We start from the raw sequence: 25261 nt of genomic DNA, 5'->3' as shown, positions 1-25261 counted from the left end.
AACCTGAATGGCTATTCTCGACCCGGAAGTTTTTTCCATGTGACTGTGTCACGAAGGTAAACAGGGGCGAGTTCATCAACTGTAGTGTGCAAACCTTGTTGATATCCAAGTTGGGCTAACACCAGCATAGATTTAGCATCAGGATATGTAGCTTCGAAGCAACGACTGATACTTGGCGCCAGAGTTAATAACTGCGGATAAACGTCAAACCCAGTTCCACAAGCCGCTATGTTTTGTTGTGAGTCTAAAACCAATGTTACCATTTCTGGCGTTGTAACATGTTCTTCCCCAACCAAAATAGCAATACCGTCTTTAGCAATGTACTGAGCCCAATAGACTTCATTCATTCTAGCATCAATACAACACAATACCTGAGAAGCACCATGTTGACTGACGGCCATTTGAGCCATTGCTGTTAACGTAGAAATACCAATGACGGGTAAATCAAGTCCCAATGCTAACCCTTGGGTCATACTGGTACAAATACGGATACCCGTAAAACTGCCCGGGCCGCGTCCATAAGCAATCATATCGATATCGACGAGAGTCACTTTAGCCTCGGCTAAGACATCATCAACCATAGGCAGCAAACGTTGGCTGTGTTCACGCGGCGCATCTTCAATACGAGCATAAACATCACCATTAATGGTTAATGCAACAGAGCAAGTTTCGGTACAGGTATCAAGAGCAAGAATGGTTAACGGCTTTGGCATTGTGTTGGGTTACTCAATAAAAACGACAGATAATTTTGTAATGATAACTGATGAGCCGTGTTTTAAAAAGCTTAAGGGATGTGTTTTAAAAATTGCAGCGCTCGGTCTAAATCACGAGTACGCTGCATGGGGGGCAATGAATTAATAAATGCTTGTCCGTAAGCACGATTCACAATGCGGTTATCGCACAAAATAAGTACTCCACGATCTTTTTCATCACGAATTAATCGTCCAACGCCTTGCTTTAAACTAATAACCGCTTGCGGCAATGAAATAGAAGCAAAAGGATCAAGTCCTTGACGCTCAGCATTGGCCGCACGAGCTTTATATAATGCATCATCAGGGGACACAAACGGTAATTTATCTATAATCACACAACTGAGTAATTTACCGCGTACATCGACGCCTTCCCAGAAACTGCTAGTACCTAACAGCACGGCATTACCTAGCTGCCTAAACTTATTTAATAAACTTTGCTTACTGGCTTGGCCTTGTACTAAAAGCGGATATTTCACCTTGCCTTGTAACATCATAGCCACCTGTTGCAACATCTGATGGCTGGTAAATAGAATAAACGTACGCCCTTGTGCGGCATTAATGGCTTGAACACTGATATCAACCAGTTGTTTTGCTGAATGTTTCGACTGCCCTACTTTACCTAAATGACGTGGTACACAAAATACTGCTTGGTTGGGGTAATCAAATGGGCTGTCTAAAATAAGTTGTTTAGCATCACCCAACCCCATCTCTTTGGCAAAAAGCGCTAGGCTACGATTAACTTGTAATGTTGCCGAGGTAAAAATCCAACGGGTGTTGTGATCAAATAATTGCTGACATTGTTTGGCGACATTAATGGGGCTCATGCGCAGCATAATAAACCGGGGACCAAGCTCAACGCTGTAAGCCGCCTGGGGGTCTTGGCACTCAAAATAATTGCGTAATGTATCAGCCAACGTGAGTAATTGCTCAAAGGCATTATCGAGCTGATCATCACGACCAAGATGATGTTGCATATTATTAGCTAAATCGACTAATGATTGATGCAAGGTCCACGAGGTGCTTGCAAGTATTTTTATTGCCAGTACTTTGCGCCAATCAGACACTTGATGTTCAAACATCATATTGTGCCATTCACTGAGTGCAATTAAGCCACGTTGAGCCAATTGTTCAAGCTGAATACTGTCGCGGATCACCTCTTTATGCAGTTTAATTATCGCGTTGAGTGATTTATCTATTTCGCGGCTGGAAATATGACTGCCAAAATAACTAATACAAATATCGGGCACTAAATGTGCCTCGTCAAATATCACCACATCAGGATCTGGCAACAACTCCGCAAATCCAGTGTCTTTTAGTAATCGATCGGCAAAAAATAAATGATGATTAACCACCACCACTTTGGCATCCATTGCCCGAATACGCGCTTTACGAGTAAAGCAGTCATCGTAATGGTCGCATTTTTTACCCGTACAACTCTCTTTAGTGCTCACCACAGTAGGGATAACCTCAGAATGTTCTGCCACCGAGGTTAAATTACCTATATCGCCGTCTTTGCTTAAATGTGCCCATTGGTTAATTTTTAGCAAGTCATCAATGTAATATTCGCTAAACTGACTGGCATTTTGCATTTGTTTTTCTAGGCGTAATTGGCATAAATAGTTGTTACGCCCTTTTAATAACGCTATAGGCACGTGTACATCTAACATGGTTAACAATGCTGGTAAGTCTTTTAAAAACAGTTGCTCTTGTAAATTTTTACTACCGGTGCTCACCACCACTTGCTTGCCACTAAGCAATGCAGGCAGTAAATATGCAAAGGTTTTGCCTACACCCGTACCGGCTTCTAAAATCAGATTATGTTTTTTAGCAATAGCATCACTCACCGCAACAGCCATATCGGTTTGACTTTGTCGGTGGTGATAGTGATGAACATGTTTTGCTAACGCACCGCGTTCGCTAAATTCATGGATAACGGATTGGGTAAGTGTCGAGCTCAAAGCGTCCTCAAATTATTGCGGTCATGATGGTGTGATGTAATTTGGGCTATTATGCTGATAACGGCTTCATCTTCCAACTCTTTATCGTCAAAAGCACAAAAGCATGTCGATTACACAACAAACATGATGCGCTTAAAAGGCGACATATCAAATAATAAAAAATGCTGACCACCTAAGTGAAACAGCATTTATTGGACTAACATAAAGGTGCGCTATCTTATCGGATTATAGAGAAAAAACTTTTTGACTAGAATTATTCGGAGTAAGTTCAAATGCCATTTTTTGATTAGTTGCTTTGCGCTTAACACTCATACTCATGACTTTCTCCTCTGCAGATTCACCAAATAAGCCAAATAAAAATGTCCAACCGGCTGATTTTTCATCAATAGCAAAGCGGCCCATCACAATCAATTGAGTTGCAGTATCTGCATTATGATGATCGTCGCCCAATGAAAACATTAACCCTTCTAAGGGACGCAAACCATTATTATCGTGCAATTGCACTTTTGCCAAAATTTGAGCCATTATTTCAGCTCGATGCGAATTAAACTCAACCGTTGATAAGTGGCCACTATTGTCATCATCGATATTATCAAATGCACTGATAGGCAATGACAACACCATAAAAGCACCATTGTTAACCATATTAATGGTGCCGTGTTGAGCCACCATCATGTGCGACTGCGCCTCTGTTGCCATCAATAAACTCACTATAAAAATAATCACCATGGAATGGTTTCTCAACACGCGCATTTGAGGTCCTCCTTAAGATTGATATAACGCATTATTAAGCTGGAGGTAATTGTCCTGTTGATTCAACTTCACCTTTTACGCAACGTTGAAAAAATGGATAACTATCTGTTGCATAATAATGATAAATGCCATTAGGAAACTCAGGAGTGACACCAACTCGGCCATTACATTCATCCAAATCGCCAGAGCCTTCTACATATTCCCAGTCTTGTTTAAACGTACCTAAGGCATATAAATCGGTTGAAGGTCTGCTATCACTTACCTCTGTGACCAACTGGTAACTGCCTGTGACAACTTTAAGTTCGGAAGTCGCATCATCTGCAGTGGTATAACCATAACGGGCATAAATAGGGAATCCATCAGAAGCCCATGCAATTAAGGTCATGGTGTCACTACTGCCGCCGTGGAGCGTAATAAAACCTTCTGGTATTCCATGGTAATGATATTCGCCACTAGGCTGAACATGAGCATTGTTGTCGTCAGTACCAAAATCAAAACTAGATTGACCCAGTGCCTCAATGTTCCAATTACCGACATTCATAGCTGCATCACAAATTAAACCTGAATCATCACAAGTACCGGCGGTACTGGCATCTATTTTCACCCCGTTTAATACATAACCCTGCGGTCCTGAAGGCCCACCTAATTGAGTAGCCACATCGGTTTGAACTGGCAACAAGGTAATACTCGCTGTGATCACTTGCTCTGTGATCATGTTGGGATTGCCATCATTAGGAAAGGTACCTACTTCGTGGTCTGGAATTCCATTGGCGACTAACTCACGCATATCATCAGCACATGTCCATTGCGATTCGCTGTTATAGCCAACTGACTCAGAATCGTTAAATTCGCTGTATGAATAATCACATATCACACCATCGGTGCTGTTGTCGGTACTCACACCATTATCTGTCGAAGTGTCTACCACAGTTGTACTGTCATCGGTTGACACTGTGTCATCATCACTGCTGTCACAGGCCGTTAATAAACCTGCTAATACCAAAGTACACAATATAGATTGAGTAAACTGACGATGTTTTACGAATAGTTTCATGTCATCGATTCCTTTTAGTGGATCGTAAAGTGGTTTAACGAACGAAATGCTTAATTACCTATCGATGATATAGAGACAATGTGCAGAAAGTGCGCAGAAAAACCACAATAGTGGTGGATATGGTAAATAAGATGTTAATGGAGTAATCCGGTGGGTAATTTTTATGGTTAAACGTCAGCAGTATGATAAACAATAGTTGACGATATTCCTAAGAATTAGCGGTAAATTAATATTAAAAACAATAGATTACAATTAAAAGTGGGTAGGCAGAATATTCACACACCTATTTTTATTTCTAATGGAATAAGATAGCCATAAATGTGAACCGCGTAGACTTGAGTAGAAAGTTTAAAACTAACTTGAGGGTCATCGTCATATCAGTAAGGTTTTAACTTCATAGCTCTGTAATTTAGTCATTGTGCAGCACAATGCCAAGGGCAATAACTGTGTTTTTACAGTTAATTACCCTTAGTCCTTTAATTGCTCAGTCACTCAATTAATGACTTTAGCAGCATTTATATCCACGCTGACATCTGTTCTTTAGTGGGTTTACTGCCTTTATGAACCACTTTCTCATCAACCACCACTGCTGGCGTACTCATAACGTCATAATCCATAATTTTAGCCATATCAGTGACTTTTTCGATTTTTATTGCAACACCCTTTTCATCCGCAACAGCTTGGGCAAGCTCTGCGGTTTCAAGACACTTTTTACAACCAGAACCCAAAATTTTAACCGTCTTCATTGTTTATCCTTATTGATGTTGTTGATGTTGTTGATAAAAAATCATAATACCGGTGCTAACGCATTAAAGATCCAACCGACGAGAGTGAATGCTACTAATAACACACAAAATAATATTGCCAGCAAACGCCATTGCATCACTTGTTTTAACAAAATAAACTCAGGAAAACTGGCTGCAACCGTGCTCATACAAAATGCCAATGTAGTTCCTATCGGTAGACCATTAATAATCAGACTTTCCATAACCGGAATAACCCCAGTCGCATTGGAATAAAGTGGAATACCCAACAACACCGCAGCAGGAACTGACCACCATTGTCCGTCCCCCAAATGCTCGCCAATCCATCCATCTGGTACAAAACCGTGTAATGCTGCGCCTAAACCGACACCAATAATGACCCATTTCCACACTCGGCCAAAAATATCCAGCATTTCAGTTTTGGCAAACTGGTGTCTTTGTGGGAACGACATTTTTTGCGCATTGGCACCATCAGCAATCGTTGCTTCACCGCCCTTTTTCTGACCGCGCTTTAACGCTTCAGCCGCAAATGATTGCAGCCAACGCTCAGCCTTAATACTGTCGAGAAAGAAACCGCCTAACATACCCACACTCATGCCAACGACAATATAAAGTAAGGTAAACTTAAGCCCTAATAAACTCATCAACAATAATATCGCGACCTCGTTAATTAAAGGTGAGGTAATCAAAAAGCTCATGGTGATCCCCAAAGGGATCCCTGCAGACGTAAAACCTAAAAATACCGGAATACTCGAGCAAGAACAAAATGGCGTCACGACACCAAAGCCAGATCCCATTAAGTAACCTAATCCTCTATGTTTACCGGCTAAATAATCCCTGACACGTTCCACATTTAACGACGCCCGCACTAAGGCGATGAGATAAATCATTACCAGAAGCAAGGCAAAAATTTTAGTCACATCTTCAACAAAAAAATGTAGCGCGTCGCCGAGTTTAGTCTCTGCAGACAACCCTATGACACTGAAAACCAGCCAAGATGCAAAATCAGAAAAAATCTGAAACATAACTCAGTACCCCGCATTTACTTAGTACAAAGATAACGGATTTTAACGATAAGAGATTAGAGTTAGATCTCGATTTTGTGGATGGTAGGATGAAACAGAGACGATAGTAATTAACATTTTATGATTTGCTTAATAGACTAGACGGTTTGTATCTTACGATGATTGAACTATTTTTAAATTAACATAATACAGCAATAGCTTGGATTAATTTTGCTTTGACAATAGAACTAAGTGGATACTGAGTTGTGGGCAATGAACAATGATAATGCAGCCTAATACATCTTAAACAAGATAATAGTAGTAGAGTAATACTTCATTAATAGGATCAAACAGCCTCTACAGTAAACATTACGACGGCTTAATGAAGCCGATTATTTAATGCTGTGGGTGCTGCCACTTAAGCGCAATGCCCAGTTACCATTATGTTGCTGTTCACAAGCCGTTTCGGTATCAAAGCTCACATGCTGACTGATATCTTTTAGGTCAATACCAAATTGACTGAGTGTGCGTTTAATCAAGTTTAATAACGTCGTTTTATGGTTCTCCTGCTTAAACTGCCTGAGTTGCGGCTCAGTATCGAAAACACAGACAATGCGTAAACTTTTAGGAAATGCAGTGTAATCAACTTTATGGGTAATCCATACAAAGCCAGGATAAACCTCGATTGAATGTTCGCACACAAGGGTTAATCCTTGTCTTAATTGATTGTCTATTTTTTTGTCAGTTTTACGCATTATTACTCGCTTGAGGTCACATAAATCTAAGATTACAATAGTGAATTTACGATGAAAGTTAATAAGTTAACGGCTATTCTATCATATCAATGATCGAGCTTTTCATTGCAATATTAACAGCATCATAATAACGTAAGCCAACTAATAGTGATTTGAGCGCAGGCAGCAAGCTTAAGGAAAAGCAATAATGAAATGGGTAATTGTGGTGGTAATAAGTTGGGGTATCGGATTTATCAGTTATCCGTTTATCTGGCCTAATGAGACTACTGTTGCAGCTGACAACCGAGGAACAATCTCCTCTACAATACAAAATAATTCTGCTGAATCTTTATCGAATGTCAATGCTTCGATTATCTCAAACAATGCCCCTAGCCTAAGCACTCTCGACCGAGAAGCGTTTAAAGCTTCATTAAACACTGATGAAACGCCTTACATGTCGATTTTTCGCATTATGCAGTTGGCAGAGCATGATCCTCAGGAAGCTTTACTCGTTGCTCAAGAGACTGAACATGAAGACTTATATGGTTTAATTTTAGAAATTGCCGGGAAAATGCAATTTACAAACGTAATATCATGGCTAGATCAGTTTAAGTCGACACAACAATATGAATCATTACTCGACAGTTATTTAAGGGGTTTAGCATCAGTTAATCCGCAACAGGCGTTAAGCGATATTGAACGACTGGCCGCTGAGCCGATGAAGTCATCAATAATGATGTCAATTGTCGATTCATGGGCCAGCAACGACGCTATAGCAACATTTGAATGGTTAAAACAGCAACCTGAAACCCAATCAACATTAAAAATGTACTTAAATACCATGTATTATTATATTGAACAGTCTCCAAATGAAGCTGCAAATTTAATTTCATCCTTGCCATTAAATGAGTCGACTAATTACTTGATTACGTCAATGGTGTATCAATTAGTTGAAAAGAATACTCAAGAGGCTATTGATTGGTTAGATAGTATTGCTGTTGAACAGCGTGCCAGTGGGGTATTTATTATTTCTCGAAAAATGGCAGAAACAGATCCCGAGGCGGCTTTAGTGTTTTTAAACAATCAAAAACAAGCCTATGATTTAAATCAGGACTATTTTAACAGTGCATTAGCTGAAATCGCCAGTGTTGAACCCAATATGATGCTAGCGCGAATTGATAATTACGATACAAATGTTCAACGAGATATTATAATCAACGCCAGCTACGCCCTCGTGGAACAATCTGAAAGTGATTTTTTGCAAGTCATAAACTCACTATCAGATGACAATAAAGACATTGCTTTTAATCAACGTGCAGCTCAGCTAAGCCAAACCGATCCACAACAAGCTTTTAATGTGTCCGAACGTATTAATGATGCTACTACTCGCGTAGAGTCAATTATGAGTACAGTTAATGTGTGGAGTAGTTTTGATAAACGCGCGGCATTAACGGCCATTGATAACTCAGCCTTATTAACTGCCAATCAAAAAGCCGAGATAACTAATCAAATACAATTACAGCTAACATCATCGAATATTATTTACCCATAAATGGCTGTTTTGTTGTGTAGTTAACAGCCTCAACTCTATTTCCGCCTGCTATTTTTGCTTTATACATTGCTTGATCTGCATGCTTAAGTAATTGTTGTTCATCTTTACCGTTATCAGGGTATCGAGCAACGCCAATACTCGGCGAAAGTTGCAAATATAGCCTATCTATTTGATAAGGTCTCTCAAGTTCTACACGAATAGTTTCCGCAATAACAAGTACATCATCAAACAAATCAATTCCATTTAACAACACAACAAACTCATCACCACCAAAACGTCCTACCGTGTCAGTTTGACGTACACAAGCATTTAACCGTTGGGCAATAATCTTAAGTAACTTATCACCAGCAAGATGTCCGTAACTATCATTTACATGTTTAAACCCATCAATATCAATAAATAACAATGAAAGATGACAGCCTTCTCGACGAGCTAATCCTAGCGAAGTTTGTAAACGCCCAAACAACAATGCCCTGTTGGGTAGTTCAGTTAATGGATCGTGTCCTGCAATGTAATGAAGTTGCTGTTCCATTAGCTTTCGTTCAGTTATATCGTGGGCAATGGCTATTCTGAACTGGTGATCTTCAGACCAACGAGCAGACCACAGCACATGGATTATGCTGCCATCCTTACGGATCCAACGATTTTCAAAACGAGGTTGAAGGTTGCCGTTCAATAAACCTTTCACAACATTAAGCGTTACTTCACCATCATCGGGATAAACATGGTCAATCATAGGCTTACCAATAACTTCATCTGGGGTATAGCCAAAAATATCTTCAAATGCTGCACTAACAAAAACAAAATCACCTTTTTTATCGACGATACAAACAGCATCCAACATTAAATCCATAACATCTCTAAGGGCCACTAGACCAAAGGTCTTCATACTGTTGATACCTCGAGAAGGTAGTTAAATAAATAAAGCGTAATACACGCCAGATTATAAGTAGCATTGAATAAACTCAATGGCTTATAACGATTTGATTGGGCCATTGCGATGAGTAAAGTCAAAAATGATAAGGTTTATCACACCAAAGCATAGTGTATCCATTGAATAAATAACGAACTCATGGTTCTAGTTGCATAAAAATCAACCGATTAATCAATGTTTTTACTCAATTGATGTAAAGTTCTAAACAGGTGCGACGTTAAGCTAAAGTACAAATTTTGTATTTTTTGTGCTCTTAAAGTCATTTACTTTCGAACAATTGCTCGAGATTAATACCCAAGACCATTAACAGTTCAACTGTTAATCCATTTTATTTTTTATGATTTTTCTTAAGTAAGTCTTATTAGCAGTAACAAAATTAGCAGCAACAAACAATAATTCACATCTTATGAAAATAATTCGTAATAAAATGACATTAATGCTTTATCACCTCTTGCAAACAAGCATAAATGCAGTTAAGTTAACTGCAAGTCGTTAAACGCGACATAAATGAGTGCATAAACCCTCATTTAAACTGATTAATTAATACAGCATTAAGAGAACAATTATGAACATCCAAGTGACTACATTCCATCATCATCACCATTTGCGGTAGCCTTCGGATGCTTACTGCCGAAGGACGTTATCCTTCTGGTGGTGAACAATATTTCACATAAACCCCTGGAAGGAATTTCAGGGGTTTTTTGTTTTTCTAAATTTATTTTTTATTTAAGCTTTTAAATTTACAACATTTTATATTTAAACCATAAGGAAGTATCACATGAGTGAATCAAAGCGTTTACGTATTGCCATCCAAAAATCAGGCCGTTTAGCTAAAGAGTCTCAAAAATTACTAAAAAGCTGCGGCGTTAAATTTAACGTTAATGAGCAACGCTTGATTGCACACGCAGACAACATGCCAATCGACCTATTACGAGTACGTGATGATGATATCCCAGGCTTAGTGATGGACGGCGTGGTTGATCTAGGCATTATCGGTGAAAACGTATTAGAAGAAGAGCAAATTGAGCGTCAACTAGCAGGCAAACCTGCCGAATGTATTAAATTACGTGAATTAGACTTTGGTTCTTGTCGTTTATCACTTGCTGTACCCAATGAATTCGATTATCAAGATTCTACATCTCTTGAGGGGCTTCGGATTGCAACCTCTTATCCCAACCTGCTTCGACGCTTTATGCAAGAAAAAGGCATTAACTACAGCGACTGTATGTTAAAAGGATCTGTTGAAGTTGCCCCTCGCGCAGGATTATCTGATGCCATTTGCGATTTAGTTTCTACTGGTGCCACTCTTGAAGCGAATGGTTTATATGAAACCGAAGAAATTTACCGTTCAATGGCGTGTATTATCCAATCAGATAATGCCCAATCTACTGAAAAACAAGCTTTGATAGACAAAATATTATCTCGTATGAATGGTGTTATTCGTGCCCGTGAAAGTAAGTACATCTTATTACACGCGCCACTTGAAACCTTAGATCAAATCGTTGCCCTACTCCCTGGTGCTGAAAACCCAACAGTATTACCACTCAATGACGACACTAATCGTGTGGCTATCCACGTTGTCAGTACTGAAGATTTATTCTGGGACACAATGGAAGAGTTGACCGTATTAGGTGCAAGCTCAATTCTGGTCATGCCTATTGAAAAAATGATGGGGTAACACAAATGCAAATTCTCAATTGGGCATCTTTATCTACAGAGCAGCAACAACAAACCTTGGCACGTTCTCCACTCATTGGGGATGCCAGTGCCTTGCAAGGTGTTCGCGACATTATTGAGCAAGTTAACAGTCAAGGCGATACAGCCTTACTGAAATTTAACCAGCAATTCGATGGCGTTGATCTTACTGAATTGGCATTAACTGCAGAGCAAATTAGTGCCGCATGTTCACGAGTCAGTAGCGACGTGAAGCAAGCGGTAGCGCAAGCAGTAGCTAACATTGAAACGTTTCATAAAGCGCAGGTGTTTCAAGGTGTAGATATCGAAACTCAAGCGGGAATTCGTTGTGAACTCAGAAGCGAGCCTATCGAACGTGTAGGCTTATATATTCCTGGCGGTACAGCACCACTTATCTCTACCGTGATGATGCTTGCTTTACCTGCCAAAATTGCTGGTTGCGAAAAACGCGTTTTAGTGAGCCCTCCACCCATTAATGATGCGATTATCTATGCTGCCAATGTTTGTGGGATTACCGATATATTCCAGGTCGGTGGCGCTCAAGCAATTGCGGCATTGGCATTTGGTACCGAATCTGTGCCAAACGTCGATAAAATTTTTGGCCCAGGAAATCGATATGTCACCGAAGCCAAACGTTTGGTGTCGCAAGACAATCGTGTCAGCGTGTCGATAGATATGCCAGCTGGCCCCTCTGAAGTGTTGGTCATTGCCGACAAAGACGCCAATCCAGCATTTGTGGCATCTGATTTGCTATCACAAGCAGAGCATGGGGTTGATTCACAAGTTATGTTAGTGACTGACTCAGTTGATTTAGCAAAAGCGGTCAACCAAGCGTTAACTGAACAACTTGCGCAGTTGAGCCGTAAAGATATTGCCGCAACCGCACTTGAATGCAGCCGTAGTATTATTGTCAGTGACATGAGCGAAGCAGCAAAAGTGTCTAACTTATATGGTCCAGAGCATTTGATTATTCAAACCAATGCGCCCCGTGATGTGCTTAAGCAAGTACGCGGTGCTGGCTCAGTATTTTTAGGTGCTTATACCCCAGAGTCGGTAGGTGATTACGCCAGTGGCACCAACCATGTATTACCAACCTATGGTTACAGTCGCTCAGTTTCAAGTTTATCGCTCGCTGATTTCAGCCGCCGTTTTACGGTGCAAGAGCTCAGCAAACAAGGACTGCAAACCTTAGGTCAAAGTGTCATGGTATTAGCTGAAAACGAACTGTTAGATGCGCATAAAAATGCCATCGCCATTCGTTTAGCCAGTTTGTAATAGGGACTATTTTTAAGCTTTAAGCAGAATCTGAAGTGATGAGTTAACACCTTATATAGAAAAAAGTAGAGAGCATAGCCATGAGTCAGACCCTAGCAGCGCCTTTTAATCCAAACATGTTAGCAAGACCCGAATTACTGACCTTAACACCGTATCAAAGTGCCAGACGTATCGGTGGTAGAGGTGATATTTGGATCAATGCTAACGAATCGCCATTTAATAATAGCGATCTTGATAAAGTAAATCGTTACCCAGAATGCCAGCCTCCTGAACTCATCAATGCTTACAGCCGTTATTCAGGCGTTAAGGCGAGTAATATTATTGCCAGCCGTGGTGCAGACGAAGCGATTGAATTACTCATACGTACATTTTGTATCCCTGGTGTCGACAGTATTGTTTGTTTTGGCCCGACCTATGGTATGTATTCAATTAGCGCAGCAACTTTTAATGTGGCGGTTACGGCGCTAAGTTTAACCGATGACTATCAATTACCGGATGCCTGGCCTTCCCTTATTAAAAAAGCACAAATAGACAATGCCAAAATTGTGTTTATTTGTAACCCAAATAATCCAACCGGAACCGTTATTGCTAAAGATAAAATTGAACAAGCGATTCAAGCGGCACCAAATTCAATTGTAGTGGTAGATGAAGCCTATATTGAATTTTGCCCTGACTACAGCGTGGCTGATTTATTGGGTAAGTACCCTAACCTCGTTGTGTTACGCACCTTATCTAAAGCGTTTGCGTTGGCCGGTGCTCGCTGTGGTTTTATGCTCGCTAATGATGAGATTATAGATTTAGTGATGAGAGTAATCGCGCCGTACCCAGTGCCGTTACCAGTATCAGAGCTTGCGACTAAAGCCTTAAGCCAAGATGGTATTGACACCATGCAAACTCAAGTAGCGACGTTAGTTGCACAAGGTAAACGTTTAAGTGATGCACTACAGGCTTATGGTGCCAAAGTGCTACCAGCAAACGGCAACTACGTGCTGGCTAAATTTGACGATGTCGGCGCTGCCGCTAAACGCTTAAGTGATTCAGGCGTTGTCGCTCGCGCCTATAAAGATCCGCGTCTTGCTGACGCTATTCGCTTTAGCTTTACCAATGAACAACAAACAAATTTGATTATCGCTTTGTTTGAAAAAAGTCTCTCTGAGTCAGTAGCATAGCGTGCAAAAAATCGCTTCGACAGACCGAGTGAACAACAGATTGATAAACGCTTAAATTAATACTAATAAAATTACACCCTATTTAAGGCAGTAAACATGAAACAGAGCATATTATTCATCGACCGCGATGGCACCTTAGTTGAAGAACCTGCAATCGATAAGCAGTTAGACAGTTTGGCTAAATTGGTTTTTGAACCACAAGTTATTCCTGCGTTACTTAAATTACAAAAAGCGGGATTTCGCCTCGTAATGGTCAGTAATCAAGATGGTTTGGGCACGCCTTCTTTTCCAAAAGAAGACTTTGATGCACCACATAACATGATGATGCAAATATTCGAAAGCCAAGGGGTTAAATTTGATGATGTGTTGATTTGTCCTCACTTTAATGATGAAAACTGCAGCTGCCGTAAACCGAAGCTAGGTCTAGTAAAAGACTATTTAACCCAAGGCAAAGTCGACTTTACGACTTCTGCTGTCATTGGCGATCGCGACACTGACGTTGAACTCGCCAATGCCATGGGCATTAAAAGCTTTAAATACCAACGTGACAGCTTAAACTGGGACGATATTGCCAATGCTTTACTCAGTAAAGGCCGTATTGCGACTGTTGTTCGCACCACTAAAGAAACCAACATCAAAGTCACCATCGATCTTGATAGTCAAACCAAAGGTGAAATTGAAACCGGAATTGGTTTCTTTGACCACATGCTTGATCAAATTCAAACCCACGGTAACTTTAGAATGGATGTGAATGTCGACGGCGATCTAGAAATCGACGACCACCACAGCGTAGAAGACACGGCATTAGCAATTGGTGATGCAATTCGCCAAGCTTTAGGTGATAAACGTGGTATCGCCCGTTTTGGTTTTAGCTTACCAATGGACGAAGCCAGCGGTGAATGCCTCATGGACATTTCTGGTCGTCCATTCATTAAGTTCAGTGCTGATTTCGACCGTCAAATGGTCGGAGAGATGGCCACCGAAATGGTGCCACATTTCTTCCGCTCATTTGCTGATGGCCTACGCTGCACATTACACATTGGCTCACAAGGCGATAACGATCACCATAAAGTTGAAGCCTTATTTAAAGTGCTAGGCCGTACACTTCGCCAAGCGGTGAAAGTTGAAGGTGACATATTGCCATCAAGCAAAGGTGTGCTGTAAGGAGTTCATGTGACACAAGTATCTAATGCTTCAAACGCTGCCAATGATCTTACGGTGATTATTGACACCGGTTGTGCCAATTTAAGCTCAGTACGGTTTGCTTTTGAGCGCCTAAAAGCGAATGTGATTGTCAGCGCTGACTTTGATGTTATTCGCAGCGCTGCAAGAGTGGTACTGCCAGGTGTTGGCACCGCTGGTGCGGCTATGGACGCCCTAAAACAAAAGAACCTAATAGAGCTAATTAAAAGCTTAACGCAGCCAGTTATGGGCGTATGTTTAGGCATGCAAATGCTAGCATCTTTGTCTAATGAACATGGCGGCCGTAGCGAGCAAAACATCGCCTGCTTAGGGCTAGTGCCCACTGACATTGGCGACTTAGACAGCAAAGGCTTACCTTTGCCCCACATGGGCTGGAATCAAATCGAAGTGAGCGATCACCCATTATTTGTCGGCATAGAAAATGGCAGCTACGTGTATTTTGTTCACAGCTACCGTGCGCCAATCAGCGAATATACTTTAGCTAGCAGCACATATGGAGAATCATTCAGTGCCGCCATTGGTAAAGGCAATTTTTTTGGGGTGCAATTCCACCCAGAGAAAAGTGCCAAAGTGGGCGCACAAATTTTACAGAACTTTTTACAGATGGGGTTAAACATGAGGACACCACAGTGATTATTCCTGCCATTGATTTAATTGACGGCCAAGTGGTGCGTTTGTACCAAGGTGACTACGATAAACAAACCACCTTTGACTTAAGCCCGTTGGCACAGTTGCAGTCTTACCAAGCCCAAGGGGCAAAACTGCTGCATATAGTCGACTTAACGGGTGCAAAAGATCCTAATAAACGTCAAACCCAATTAATTGCTGAACTTGCCGCTGGACTTGATGTTGATATTCAAGCCGGTGGTGGTATTCGTAGCGAAGAGCAAGTTGCCGAGCTCCTCAATATTGGTGTTAAGCGTGTGGTTATAGGCTCGCTTGCCGTTAAAGACCCTGAACTGGTTAAAAGTTGGTTTGTAAAATACGGCAGTGATGCCATTTGTTTAGCGCTTGATGTCAATATCAATGACGCAGGCGAAAAAATTGTGGCGGTTTCAGGCTGGCAATCAGGTGGCGGTAAGTCACTGGAATCGTTAGTCGCCGAATTTGAAACAGTCGGCCTTAAACATGCTTTAGTCACTGACATCAGTCGTGACGGTACCCTAACAGGCGCCAATACCGAGCTTTATACTGAACTGGCTTCCACTTATCCTGACATTCTGTGGCAAGCCTCTGGTGGTATTGCCACACTCGATAATGTTGCTGCCGTGCGCGACAGCAAAGCATCGGGCATTATTATTGGCAAAGCCTTGTTGATTAATCAATTTACCGTTGAGGAGGCAATACAATGTTGGCCAAACGCATAGTTCCGTGTCTTGATGTACGCGAAGGTAAAGTGGTTAAAGGCGTGCAGTTTCGCAATCACGAAATTGTTGGAGATATCGTTCCCCTCGCCGCCCGTTATGCCGAAGAAGGTGCTGATGAATTAGTATTTTATGACATTACCGCCAGTGCGCACAACAGAGTCATTGATAAGTCTTGGGTTAGTCGCGTTGCAGAACAAATCGATATTCCGTTTTGTGTTGCCGGAGGCATTAAAACTATCGAACAAGCACGTGAAAAATTGGCCTTTGGTGCAGATAAAATATCAATTAATTCGCCAGCATTAAGCGACCCGAGTTTAATATCACGCCTGCAAGATGAGTTTGGTCGCCAGTGTATTGTTATTGGCATTGACTCATTTTACGACGCTACCAGTGATAGCTACAAAGTAAAACAGTTTACCGGTGACGAAACCGCGACCAAAGATACCCAATGGTATACCCAAGATTGGGTCGAAGAAGTGCAAAAACGCGGTTGTGGTGAGATAGTATTAAACGTCATGAACCAAGACGGCGTGCGCGGCGGATATGACATCAAACAGCTCAGCATGGTTCGCGCCATTTGCGACGTACCGTTAATAGCCTCAGGCGGTGCAGGCACTATGGAACACTTTAAAGACGTGTTTGAACTCGCCAAAGTTGATGCAGCATTAGCTGCAAGCGTATTTCATAAAGGCATTATAGATATTGGTGAGCTAAAGCAATATTTGCACGCCAATCACATTGCGATTCGTTTATAAGCTTAGGCTTTAACGACGAAACCAAAAAATATAGCCTCATCCAATAAGAGATTACACATGACAAGCATTACATTTGATAGCACAAACGTGGACTGGGAAAAACAACAAGGATTAATCCCTACTGTTGTACAAAATCACCTAACTGGCAAAGTGCTCATGCTAGGTTACATGGATCAAGCAGCATTAGAAAAAACCTTAGCCACTAAACAAGTCACCTTTTTTAGTCGATCTAAACAACGTTTGTGGACCAAAGGCGAAACCTCTGGTAACACACTTGATCTCATTGCTATTGACAAAGACTGCGACAACGACAGCTTTTTAGTGCAAGTTATCCCTAACGGCCCAACTTGCCATACTGGTACTGAAAGCTGCTGGTCAGATGGCAACGCACACCCTTTTATTGATAATCTGACCAAGTTGATTATTTCTCGTAAAGGTCAAAGTGCAGACTCAAGCTATACCGCATCGCTCTTTGAGCGTGGTACTAAACGTATGGCCCAAAAAGTGGGTGAAGAAGGTCTTGAAACCGCCCTTGCAGCAGCAACTCATGACAAGGAAGAACTTGTTAATGAAGCCTCTGATTTGATGTATCACTTAATAGTGCTACTTGAAGACCAAGGTTTGTCGATGGCAGATATCAATAAGAATTTATTGGATCGCCATAATAAAGCCACCAAGTCTTAAATCGTTTAAGCAACTTTTTTAGCTGCTAGAATAGCGAGTTAACATAAAAAAAGACGCCGCGGCGTCTTTTTTATTATTAATAAAATATCATCAATAAGGTAATTGTTAATAAAGATTTTCTTCACCTGGTGGGCGGGTTTTGAGTAATTTCAAAAACCACATATATTGTGCGGGGTAAGCGTTAATCACTTGCTCAACCGCTTTATTTAGCGCGATAGCTTCGTTCTCTTTGCCAACCATTTCATCAGGATTAATCGCAGGCATCACTGTCATAATAAACTGTTTAGCTTGCTGATCGTATCCAATTTTAACGGGCATGACTTGCGCGTTGCCTGCATGAGCTAACCTCCCAACAACTGGCAATGTGGCTTTAACAGTACCGAGAAAAGGTGTAAATATACTGTGATCTGGGCCTAAATCTTCATCCGGTAAATAGAAAAAACTATTGTCTTTTTTTAACTCGGCCAACAAGGCTCTGATCCCTGCTTCACGCATATATACTCGGCCATTTTGGCTACTGCGCATTCGGTTACTGAACCAATTGAATAATCCATTCTTGTGCGCCTTGGCCATAGTCACAATTGGAATGTCCATGTTGACTCTAAGGCCAGCATACTCCATAGGCCATACATGAGGCATGATAAAAATAATCGGCTGTTTGGCATCTCGTGCGGCCTGAATATGCTCAAAGCCATTGCATTGGATCCGGCGTTTTAGATGAGCATTAGAACGAATAAGCAACTCGGCCTGCGATAATAATGTAATAACAAACAACTCAACATTTTGTTTTATTAACAAATCGACATTTTCAGGCGACATGTCTGGAAAACAATGAGTTATATTAATTCTTGCTATTCGTATTGGCTTTTTAGCAACGATCAATACCCCTCGAGCCAATAATCTCGCAATGGGATCACGTACACTTGCGGGAAGTGCGCCAAAGAAAAATAGCACGCCAATGGCTAACCATGATCCCCAATAACGAGGATGTAATAATGATTTATTAAAACGAGTATCAAAATGTTTTGCTTGTCGTGCCAAAAGAAACTCCGAATAAACTGACCGTGAACCACGGTAAAAAAATAATATTATAACAATGTCATTATACTAGGGATTAATATGTGTGAAATAGAAATTATCCTAAACGACATCAAAACATCAACATCGCATAGTAGGCGTTTTCATATTTATAAAACCGTTTCTGAACGATTTTTCTACCGAGTAATGACAATCTGACCAAACTAATTGCTATAAAACAATAGATTGAAGCTAATGAAATTCAAAAACAAAAGAGCCACTCAATTAAGAGTGGCTCTTCGTGATACAGATCCAAATTGGATTGGCATACTTAACTAATGAGTTATTTTTTACCCAAGTTTGCTGCTTCAACTCGTGCTTTTAACTTCTGTCCAGGACGGAAGGTAACAACACGACGTGCAGAAATAGGTATATCTTCACCAGTTTTCGGGTTCCTTCCCGGTCTTTGATTCTTGTCCCTAAGGTCGAAGTTGCCAAAGCCAGATAACTTGACCTGCTCACCACTTTCGAGTGCTTCACGAATTTCTTCAAAAAAAGACTCGACCATCTCTTTAGCCACACGTTTGTTAATGCCTAATGTTTCAAAAAGATGTTCTGCCATTTCGGCTTTGGTAAGTGCCATACTTTAATCCCTCAACGATGCGTTGAACTCGGTCTTTAGAGCCAATACAACTGAATCCATAGTTTCAGTAATATCTTTATCTTCAAGTGTACGAGTAGTGTCTTGTAATGTAAGTGCGATAGCGAGGCTCTTTTTGCCAGCCTCAACACCTTTACCTTGGTATACATCGAACAAGTTTAAGCCAACCAACTGATTTTCGCCAACTTTTCTTATCAAATTCATAACATCAGTGGCAGAAACTGCTTCATCTACTACTAACGCAATGTCGCGACGATTAGCAGGAAACTTAGATACAGCTTGGGCTAGCGGCAAACGGGCGTGCAATAATGCATCCAGTTCTAACTCAAAAACAATTGTTTTTCCATTGAGTCCAAACGGCTTTTCCAAACTAGGGTGGACAGCGCCGATGTAACCAATGACTCGATTATCTCTTAATATTTCAGCACATTGACCTGGATGCAGCGCAGGATGTGTTGCCCCTTTAAAACTAAATTCTGTTGAGGCAACTGTCAAGCCGATTATTGCTTCTAAATCACCTTTTAAATCAAAGAAGTCGACAGTTTTCGATTCCATTGACCAATGTTCTTCGTTTTGAACACCAGAAATAACCGCGCCCAGCATAGCTTGTTGACGAACACCAGAATCTGCTTGTACATCAGGAACAAAGCGTAAACCAGTCTCAAATAAACGTACTCTATTTTGCTGACGACTCTGGTTATAGCCAACTGCAGTCAATAATCCAGTAAACATTGATAAACGCATTGCTGACATTTCGATAGAAATCGGGTTTGGCAACACCATGGCTTCTTCGCCTGGGTGAACAATATTCTGCATTTTAGGATCAACAAAGCTGTAGGTAACCGCTTCTTGGAAACCTCGAGCGACAAAAATACTGCGCACACGCTTTAACGAAATATCCGCTTCATTGTGTTCTGGCATGCTTAACGCCGCTTGGGGAGCGGTATTAGGAATATTGTTGTAGCCATAAATACGGGCAACTTCTTCGATTAAATCTTCTTCAATCGCCATATCAAAACGGTAAGTAGCCGTTGTTACATTCCATACATCACCGGTGGTTTGTACGCTAAAACCTAAACGCTCTAAAATTTCAACCACGTCAGAATCAGGAATAAAGTGACCTAAGGTTTTATCTAACTTGCTTCTACGCAAGGTGATATTAGCAGCTGTTGGTAAATGCTCAGCAGACACAGTCTCAATCACTTGCCCTGCTTCACCACCACAGATATCTAACACAAGGCGAGTGGCGCGGTCCATCACCTTGTGTTGCAACTCAGGGTCTACACCACGTTCAAAACGGTGTGACGCGTCTGTGTGTAAGCCTAAACGACGAGATTTACCCATGATGGCTAATGGTGCAAAGAATGCACACTCTAAAAGAATGTCTTGAGTGTTTTCATTCACGCCAGTTCTTTCGCCACCAAACACACCCGCAAGCGCTACAGGTTGTTTATCATCAGCAATCACTAAGGTATCGCTAGGTACGGTAATTTCGTTGCCGTCAAGCAAGGTTAGCTTTTCAACACCGTCAGCTAAACGCACGGTAATTCCGCCGTTTAAGGTATTTAAGTCAAACGCATGCATTGGCTGACCATATTCGATCAACACATAATTGGTGATATCAACGATTGGATCAATTGAACGAATACCACTGCGACGCAATTTTTCTTGCATCCATAATGGTGTAGCAGCCTTAACATTGATATTTTTAACCACACGACCTAAGTAACGTGGGCATAAATCTGGCGCAACAACATTAATGCTAAATGGCGCGTCAATGGTGGCCGTTACTGCTTCCCAAGAAGGCTCAGTCACTGCTTGGCGATTTAATACACCAACTTCACGAGCAAGACCTGCCATGCCTAAACAATCAGCACGGTTAGCGGTTAAATCAACATCAATAATGGCATCATCTAATTGCAAGAATTCACGAACATTGACACCGATTGGTGCATCTTGAGGTAGCTCAATAATGCCATCGCTTTCGATGTCCATACCTAACTCGCCGTATGAGCACAACATGCCCATTGACGGTTGACCACGCAACTTAGCTTTTTTAATTTTAAAATCGCCAGGTAACACAGCGCCAACCATTGCTACAGCAACTTTTAAGCCTAAACGGCAGTTTGGTGCGCCACAAACGATATCGATCAGCTCATCGCTGCCGACATTAATTTTGGTGACCCGTAATTTGTCTGCATCTGGGTGTTGGCCACATTCAACCACTTCGCCGATGATCACACCGCTAAAGTCAGCCGCGACTGATTCGATACCGTCGACTTCAAGACCGGCCATGGTAATTTGGTGTGATAATTCGTCACGACTTACTGATGGGTTAACCCACTCACGAAGCCAAGATTCACTGAATTTCATCTAATTTTTGCTCCGTTATTTGAATTGCTTAAGAAAACGTAAATCGTTTTCAAAGAAGGCACGTAAATCATTTACGCCGTAGCGCAACATGGTTAAACGCTCAACACCCATACCAAAAGCAAAACCAGAGTATTTTTCAGGGTCGATCCCCACACTGCGCAATACATTTGGATGCACCATGCCACAGCCTAATACTTCTAACCACTTACCGTTTTTCCCCATCACGTCTACTTCAGCAGAAGGCTCTGTAAATGGAAAGTAAGATGGGCGGAAACGTACTTCTAAGTCTTCTTCAAAGAAGTTCCGTAAAAAGTCATGCAAAATGCCTTTAAGTTCAGCAAAGTTGACGTTTTCTGCAACCATTAAGCCTTCAACTTGGTGGAACATTGGCGTATGAGTTTGGTCGTAATCGTTACGATAAACACGGCCTGGAGATATAATTCTCAGCGGTGGCTTTTCGTGTTCCATCGTGCGAATTTGTACGCCCGATGTTTGGGTGCGTAGCATCACTTTAGGATTAAAGTAAAAAGTGTCATGGTCGGCACGAGCAGGATGATGTTCAGATATGTTTAACGCATCGAAATTATGGAAATCATCTTCAATTTCAGGACCTTGCTTAACCACAAAACCAAGTTCCCCAAAGAAAGTTTCAATACGTTCAATGGTACGCGTAACCGGATGTAAACCACCGATTTCTAAGGTACGACCGGGTAAAGTTACATCAATTTTTTCAGCAATTAATTTCGCTTCTAGTTCCGATGCTTTTAATCCGTCAATACGCTCAGTCAACTTTTGTTGTACGGCTTGTTTAGCTTGATTGACGGCTTGACCAAAGGCAGGTTTTTCTTCTGCGCTTAATGATCCCATCATTTTCATCATGTCAGTGATTTTACCTTTCTTACCAAGGTATTCGACACGGATATCATCCAATGTTTTTAGATCACTGGCCTTGTCAATGACCTCTAAGGCTTGTTCTACGATCTCGGTTAACTGCTGCATGTTATCATCCACTGCATTTGTGCATATCAATGCGATTGGGCGTCTGGTCTACTATATTAAAATCGATAGTGACGACGCGGTAGTTTAACTCTTGTCAAAAGCCACAAAGAGCTAAAACTAAGGTTAAAAATAAAGAGTGAAATTTTACGTTAGCGACTACCATTTTACTAGTCATTATTGGTATTTTTAATGGCAAATAGTTGTATTTACCTGCAATTTCCTCTTCTAGATTAGCCGTGATTGCTCATAACCCATCATTCTTAAATAACAACAAAGCTGTTTTTGCCCACTAGCAACAAAAAACTGGCATTATTTAACAGTAAAAATATCAAGTCCAAAGTGAGAAAGTTCAAACCATTCAAAGATTCTGATATTTGTTAGTTTCACCTATTCAATATGTTCATTGAGGGAAGTAACTCATTTATATTGTTAATATAATCTATTGATATTTAACGTTATCATTTTATCGTTGTGATTATTGATAAACCGAGGCTGACTAAATCTATAGCCGATGACCATTAACTCGCAGAAATGGGTAAGAAGATAAAAAATACCGCTCTGTGTGAGCGGTATTGTTGGGATCCGTTATCTTAAAAATTAATGTTTCTTCGACACATCTACCAAGTAATGACCTTGTAACCAGTTACGGCCGATCAATAATTTATAGCCCATTTTAGAGCGGTCCTTTAAATTAACGTCGACTAGAAATTCCTTACCCGGTTCACCAACACTCAATCGCACCATGTAACGAGCTTCTGTTCCTTGAGCATTACGGATAAGTGAAGTACCTCGAACTTTTGTGCGCACCTCCACTTTTTCACCTTTTTCATTTTCGGTGGTAAAAGTGATCATTTTGCCGATGTTGTTTCCCATGTCTGTTTTGTTTTCTTTTTCAACATGAATATTAACAGCGTGCAATGAATTTTCAACCGCTCCGGTGTCGATACGCGTATTGAACATCAAACCTGTTTGTTTAACGCTTAGATCAGCAATCGGACCTATGAGCTTTTTATGAGATACATCGACAACATAACCGCGCCTTAAGAAGTTTCGTCCAATGAGTAATTTGTAATTCATGTGGCTACGATCACGCAAATTGACATGGACATTGTGTTGCTTTCCGACAAAGCCAACATCTAATTTCACCATATAACGAGTTTCAGTACCTTGGGAGTTTTTAACCGAAGAGGTGCTGACAATCTCAGCCTGCATTCGTTGTTTTTCACCTTTTTCATTTTCAGTCGTGAATTCAATAACTTTACCAATATTGTTTTTCATCTTTTTTGATGTGCCACCAATAATTTTTAAATCGACAGCATGCAAAGAGGTATTCACTGCACCAGTATCCATACGGGCTTGAAACATTAATCCAGATTTTGCCACTGTCATCATTTCAACTTGACCAACAATGGTCGTTTTATTGCTTGCAAACACCGACATAGACAGCAAACACAACACAGCAGAAATCACAATTTTTTTAAACATGATCAATCCCAAAAATCCACAAATCGCCTCAATAGCGGTCAGTTTATGTGCGTTTATCGCGACAAATGATCAACTTCTTGATCAAATAAATTTTTAATCAAGCCAGAAAACTCAGTAATAAAGATACTTTGTTCAGCTGTGGCTTGCTGATTAGCGACAGAGGCTAAAATCTCTTCCAGATCGTATACTATTGCATCAACTTCTCGAATCACCATATTACGCTGCGCAAATGATAATTGTGGATTTTGACCACATACCATAATGATCTGAGCAGACAATTGCTCTTCAAACAGTTCCATAACAGTTTCAGTTGTAGCCGCATTATTCTCAGACGCCTCAAAAAGCCCTAAATGTTCAGTTAAATACTGAACTAAATGCATATACCCTTCTTTGTCGGTAACCATTTTATCCCACCTTTTTTAATACAACTTAACTGAAAATGGCTCTCAATCTTTATGATTGAAAGCCATTCTTAATCACAAATGACTATTGCGCTAAGGTTAGCACAAATGACACTGGCACTGCCAAGCTGATGCTTGGCAATCCTGCCATTTCTTTGAGTTTTTCGACACCGGACACTAAACCAAATTCATTTGCCTGAACAATCACTGGCGCTAAACTTGTCACTACCATTTTTTTATCCGACAATTTAGCCACTAACACTTCAAAACTCTTCTGTTGTTTCTGACCATGTAAATTAATGGTAGCTTCAATTTGAGTGGTTAAGGTGTCACCGACTTTTAATCCGGCTAACAATTTGGGATTTACTATTGCGTCCAAGGTTAACTTTGGATACTGAGCGACTTCAAATAATACTGTCTGTAATCGCTGATCTCTAATTTCAACTCCAGTATCAACACTGCTTAAATCAATGGATAACGAAAAAGCCCCCGCATCCGTTAATGACCCAGCAATTTGTTTAAAATGATTCACTTCGGCAATATCAGCTTTCTTTATAGAAATAAAGCTCACCCGAGAATGATCTTGATTGATTTGCCAGTCGCCAGCCATCACAGATGTACTCAGCAAACTCGCAGCGAGAAAAGGTAACCATTTTTTCATCATAAAGTCCT

At 40.9% G+C, this 25261-nt stretch carries 24 protein-coding genes; 9 read left to right on the top strand and 15 right to left on the bottom strand.

Annotated elements, in window-relative coordinates; translation table 11 throughout:
- Window positions 1-11: 11 nt before the first annotated feature.
- From tsaB to ABIS04_RS08105, 7 genes are all read right to left on the bottom strand, one after another.
- Complete coding sequence (gene tsaB / locus ABIS04_RS08135; RefSeq protein WP_137221030.1) at window positions 12-713, bottom strand: tRNA (adenosine(37)-N6)-threonylcarbamoyltransferase complex dimerization subunit type 1 TsaB; 702 nt, start codon at window positions 711-713, stop codon at window positions 12-14.
- A 71-nt stretch (window positions 714-784) separates the two neighbouring features.
- Window positions 785-2710: an ATP-dependent DNA helicase gene (locus ABIS04_RS08130; protein WP_350433127.1), complete on the bottom strand. Its 1926-nt coding sequence runs from the start codon at window positions 2708-2710 to the stop codon at window positions 785-787.
- A gap of 225 nt (window positions 2711-2935) precedes the next feature.
- Entirely contained in the window at window positions 2936-3463 is a 528-nt protein-coding gene (locus tag ABIS04_RS08125) for a hypothetical protein (protein WP_350433126.1), read from the bottom strand.
- Window positions 3464-3497: 34 nt separating this feature from the next.
- Window positions 3498-4517, bottom strand: a complete 1020-nt coding sequence (locus tag ABIS04_RS08120) for a YHYH protein (RefSeq protein ID WP_137221036.1) — start codon at window positions 4515-4517, stop codon at window positions 3498-3500.
- 515 nt (window positions 4518-5032) lie between these two features.
- Window positions 5033-5263, bottom strand: a complete 231-nt coding sequence (locus ABIS04_RS08115) for a thioredoxin family protein (RefSeq protein ID WP_137221038.1) — start codon at window positions 5261-5263, stop codon at window positions 5033-5035.
- Window positions 5264-5304: 41 nt separating this feature from the next.
- On the bottom strand, window positions 5305-6306 hold the full coding sequence (locus ABIS04_RS08110) for a permease (RefSeq protein ID WP_350433125.1): 1002 nt from the start codon (window positions 6304-6306) through the stop codon (window positions 5305-5307).
- 371 nt (window positions 6307-6677) lie between these two features.
- Window positions 6678-7040 (bottom strand): Fis family transcriptional regulator, encoded by a 363-nt coding sequence (locus ABIS04_RS08105; RefSeq protein ID WP_350433124.1) that lies wholly within the window; start codon window positions 7038-7040, stop codon window positions 6678-6680.
- Between the two features lie 187 nt (window positions 7041-7227).
- Between ABIS04_RS08105 and ABIS04_RS08100 the strand changes: the two genes are divergently transcribed.
- A complete protein-coding gene (locus tag ABIS04_RS08100; protein WP_350433123.1) occupies window positions 7228-8571 on the top strand; it encodes a hypothetical protein in 1344 nt (447 codons plus the stop codon).
- Here the strand turns inward: ABIS04_RS08100 and ABIS04_RS08095 are convergent.
- Entirely contained in the window at window positions 8558-9460 is a 903-nt protein-coding gene (locus tag ABIS04_RS08095; RefSeq protein ID WP_350433122.1) for a diguanylate cyclase domain-containing protein, read from the bottom strand. The two genes, ABIS04_RS08100 and ABIS04_RS08095, sit on opposite strands and share 14 nt — an antisense overlap.
- An 823-nt stretch (window positions 9461-10283) precedes the next feature.
- Here ABIS04_RS08095 and hisG point away from each other — a divergent pair.
- The 8 genes from hisG to hisIE all read left to right on the top strand — a co-directional run bounded on the left by hisG (window position 10284) and on the right by hisIE (window position 17653).
- Complete coding sequence (hisG, locus tag ABIS04_RS08090) at window positions 10284-11183, top strand: ATP phosphoribosyltransferase (protein ID WP_350433121.1); 900 nt, start codon at window positions 10284-10286, stop codon at window positions 11181-11183.
- A gap of 5 nt (window positions 11184-11188) precedes the next feature.
- Window positions 11189-12475 carry a histidinol dehydrogenase gene (gene hisD, locus ABIS04_RS08085; protein WP_350433120.1) on the top strand — a complete coding sequence of 429 codons (1287 nt, stop codon included), beginning with the start codon at window positions 11189-11191 and terminating at the stop codon, window positions 12473-12475.
- Between the two features lie 80 nt (window positions 12476-12555).
- Window positions 12556-13644 (top strand): histidinol-phosphate transaminase, encoded by a 1089-nt coding sequence (gene hisC, locus ABIS04_RS08080; protein ID WP_350433119.1) that lies wholly within the window; start codon window positions 12556-12558, stop codon window positions 13642-13644.
- A gap of 96 nt (window positions 13645-13740) precedes the next feature.
- On the top strand, window positions 13741-14808 hold the full coding sequence (hisB, locus tag ABIS04_RS08075) for a bifunctional histidinol-phosphatase/imidazoleglycerol-phosphate dehydratase HisB (RefSeq protein ID WP_350433118.1): 1068 nt from the start codon (window positions 13741-13743) through the stop codon (window positions 14806-14808).
- 9 nt (window positions 14809-14817) lie between these two features.
- A complete protein-coding gene (hisH, locus tag ABIS04_RS08070; protein WP_137221056.1) occupies window positions 14818-15480 on the top strand; it encodes an imidazole glycerol phosphate synthase subunit HisH in 663 nt (220 codons plus the stop codon).
- Window positions 15477-16214, top strand: a complete 738-nt coding sequence (gene hisA / locus ABIS04_RS08065) for a 1-(5-phosphoribosyl)-5-[(5-phosphoribosylamino)methylideneamino]imidazole-4-carboxamide isomerase (RefSeq protein WP_350433117.1) — start codon at window positions 15477-15479, stop codon at window positions 16212-16214. Before hisH ends, hisA begins: the two co-directional genes overlap by 4 nt.
- Window positions 16196-16969 carry an imidazole glycerol phosphate synthase subunit HisF gene (gene hisF / locus ABIS04_RS08060; protein ID WP_350433116.1) on the top strand — a complete coding sequence of 258 codons (774 nt, stop codon included), beginning with the start codon at window positions 16196-16198 and terminating at the stop codon, window positions 16967-16969. Before hisA ends, hisF begins: the two co-directional genes overlap by 19 nt.
- Window positions 16970-17026: 57 nt before the next feature.
- A complete protein-coding gene (gene hisIE, locus ABIS04_RS08055) occupies window positions 17027-17653 on the top strand; it encodes a bifunctional phosphoribosyl-AMP cyclohydrolase/phosphoribosyl-ATP diphosphatase HisIE (RefSeq protein WP_137221062.1) in 627 nt (208 codons plus the stop codon).
- A 105-nt stretch (window positions 17654-17758) separates the two neighbouring features.
- Here the strand turns inward: hisIE and lpxM are convergent, their stop codons facing one another.
- From lpxM to ABIS04_RS08020, 7 genes are all read right to left on the bottom strand, one after another.
- Window positions 17759-18694 carry a lauroyl-Kdo(2)-lipid IV(A) myristoyltransferase gene (lpxM, locus tag ABIS04_RS08050; protein ID WP_140233999.1) on the bottom strand — a complete coding sequence of 312 codons (936 nt, stop codon included), beginning with the start codon at window positions 18692-18694 and terminating at the stop codon, window positions 17759-17761.
- 319 nt (window positions 18695-19013) lie between these two features.
- Window positions 19014-19313, bottom strand: coding sequence for an integration host factor subunit alpha (gene ihfA, locus ABIS04_RS08045; RefSeq protein ID WP_137221066.1), 300 nt, complete (start codon window positions 19311-19313; stop codon window positions 19014-19016).
- 3 nt (window positions 19314-19316) lie between these two features.
- Window positions 19317-21704, bottom strand: a complete 2388-nt coding sequence (pheT, locus tag ABIS04_RS08040) for a phenylalanine--tRNA ligase subunit beta (RefSeq protein WP_350433115.1) — start codon at window positions 21702-21704, stop codon at window positions 19317-19319.
- Window positions 21705-21719: 15 nt separating this feature from the next.
- On the bottom strand, window positions 21720-22703 hold the full coding sequence (gene pheS, locus ABIS04_RS08035; protein WP_137221070.1) for a phenylalanine--tRNA ligase subunit alpha: 984 nt from the start codon (window positions 22701-22703) through the stop codon (window positions 21720-21722).
- A gap of 597 nt (window positions 22704-23300) precedes the next feature.
- Window positions 23301-24188 carry a RimK/LysX family protein gene (locus ABIS04_RS08030; RefSeq protein ID WP_137221072.1) on the bottom strand — a complete coding sequence of 296 codons (888 nt, stop codon included), beginning with the start codon at window positions 24186-24188 and terminating at the stop codon, window positions 23301-23303.
- 53 nt (window positions 24189-24241) lie between these two features.
- The gene (locus tag ABIS04_RS08025; protein ID WP_137221074.1) at window positions 24242-24592 is read right to left on the bottom strand and encodes a DUF3802 family protein; all 351 of its coding nucleotides are present in this window, start codon (window positions 24590-24592) and stop codon (window positions 24242-24244) included.
- Between the two features lie 82 nt (window positions 24593-24674).
- Entirely contained in the window at window positions 24675-25250 is a 576-nt protein-coding gene (locus ABIS04_RS08020) for a YceI family protein (protein ID WP_137227284.1), read from the bottom strand.
- Between the last annotated feature and the right edge of the window lie 11 nt (window positions 25251-25261).

The organism is Shewanella sp. H8 (genome assembly GCF_040285065.1).
Classification (GTDB): domain Bacteria; phylum Pseudomonadota; class Gammaproteobacteria; order Enterobacterales; family Shewanellaceae; genus Shewanella; species Shewanella polaris.
The sequence above is the reverse complement of the archived record's forward strand: the minus strand, read 5'-3'. Positions and strand labels throughout refer to the sequence as shown.

Coding starts and splice junctions, on each gene's coding strand:
- tsaB (WP_137221030.1), bottom strand. CDS start 713: ATGCCAAAGCCGTTAACCATTCTTGCTCTTGATACCTGTACCGAAACT.
- ABIS04_RS08125 (WP_350433126.1), bottom strand. CDS start 3,463: ATGCGCGTGTTGAGAAACCATTCCATGGTGATTATTTTTATAGTGAGT.
- ABIS04_RS08120 (WP_137221036.1), bottom strand. CDS start 4,517: ATGAAACTATTCGTAAAACATCGTCAGTTTACTCAATCTATATTGTGT.
- ABIS04_RS08115 (WP_137221038.1), bottom strand. CDS start 5,263: ATGAAGACGGTTAAAATTTTGGGTTCTGGTTGTAAAAAGTGTCTTGAA.
- ABIS04_RS08110 (WP_350433125.1), bottom strand. CDS start 6,306: ATGTTTCAGATTTTTTCTGATTTTGCATCTTGGCTGGTTTTCAGTGTC.
- ABIS04_RS08105 (WP_350433124.1), bottom strand. CDS start 7,040: ATGCGTAAAACTGACAAAAAAATAGACAATCAATTAAGACAAGGATTA.
- ABIS04_RS08100 (WP_350433123.1), top strand. CDS start 7,228: ATGAAATGGGTAATTGTGGTGGTAATAAGTTGGGGTATCGGATTTATC.
- ABIS04_RS08095 (WP_350433122.1), bottom strand. CDS start 9,460: ATGAAGACCTTTGGTCTAGTGGCCCTTAGAGATGTTATGGATTTAATG.
- hisG (WP_350433121.1), top strand. CDS start 10,284: ATGAGTGAATCAAAGCGTTTACGTATTGCCATCCAAAAATCAGGCCGT.
- hisD (WP_350433120.1), top strand. CDS start 11,189: ATGCAAATTCTCAATTGGGCATCTTTATCTACAGAGCAGCAACAACAA.
- hisC (WP_350433119.1), top strand. CDS start 12,556: ATGAGTCAGACCCTAGCAGCGCCTTTTAATCCAAACATGTTAGCAAGA.
- hisB (WP_350433118.1), top strand. CDS start 13,741: ATGAAACAGAGCATATTATTCATCGACCGCGATGGCACCTTAGTTGAA.
- hisF (WP_350433116.1), top strand. CDS start 16,196: ATGTTGGCCAAACGCATAGTTCCGTGTCTTGATGTACGCGAAGGTAAA.
- hisIE (WP_137221062.1), top strand. CDS start 17,027: ATGACAAGCATTACATTTGATAGCACAAACGTGGACTGGGAAAAACAA.
- ihfA (WP_137221066.1), bottom strand. CDS start 19,313: ATGGCACTTACCAAAGCCGAAATGGCAGAACATCTTTTTGAAACATTA.
- pheT (WP_350433115.1), bottom strand. CDS start 21,704: ATGAAATTCAGTGAATCTTGGCTTCGTGAGTGGGTTAACCCATCAGTA.
- pheS (WP_137221070.1), bottom strand. CDS start 22,703: ATGCAGCAGTTAACCGAGATCGTAGAACAAGCCTTAGAGGTCATTGAC.
- ABIS04_RS08030 (WP_137221072.1), bottom strand. CDS start 24,188: ATGTTTAAAAAAATTGTGATTTCTGCTGTGTTGTGTTTGCTGTCTATG.
- ABIS04_RS08025 (WP_137221074.1), bottom strand. CDS start 24,592: ATGGTTACCGACAAAGAAGGGTATATGCATTTAGTTCAGTATTTAACT.
- ABIS04_RS08020 (WP_137227284.1), bottom strand. CDS start 25,250: ATGAAAAAATGGTTACCTTTTCTCGCTGCGAGTTTGCTGAGTACATCT.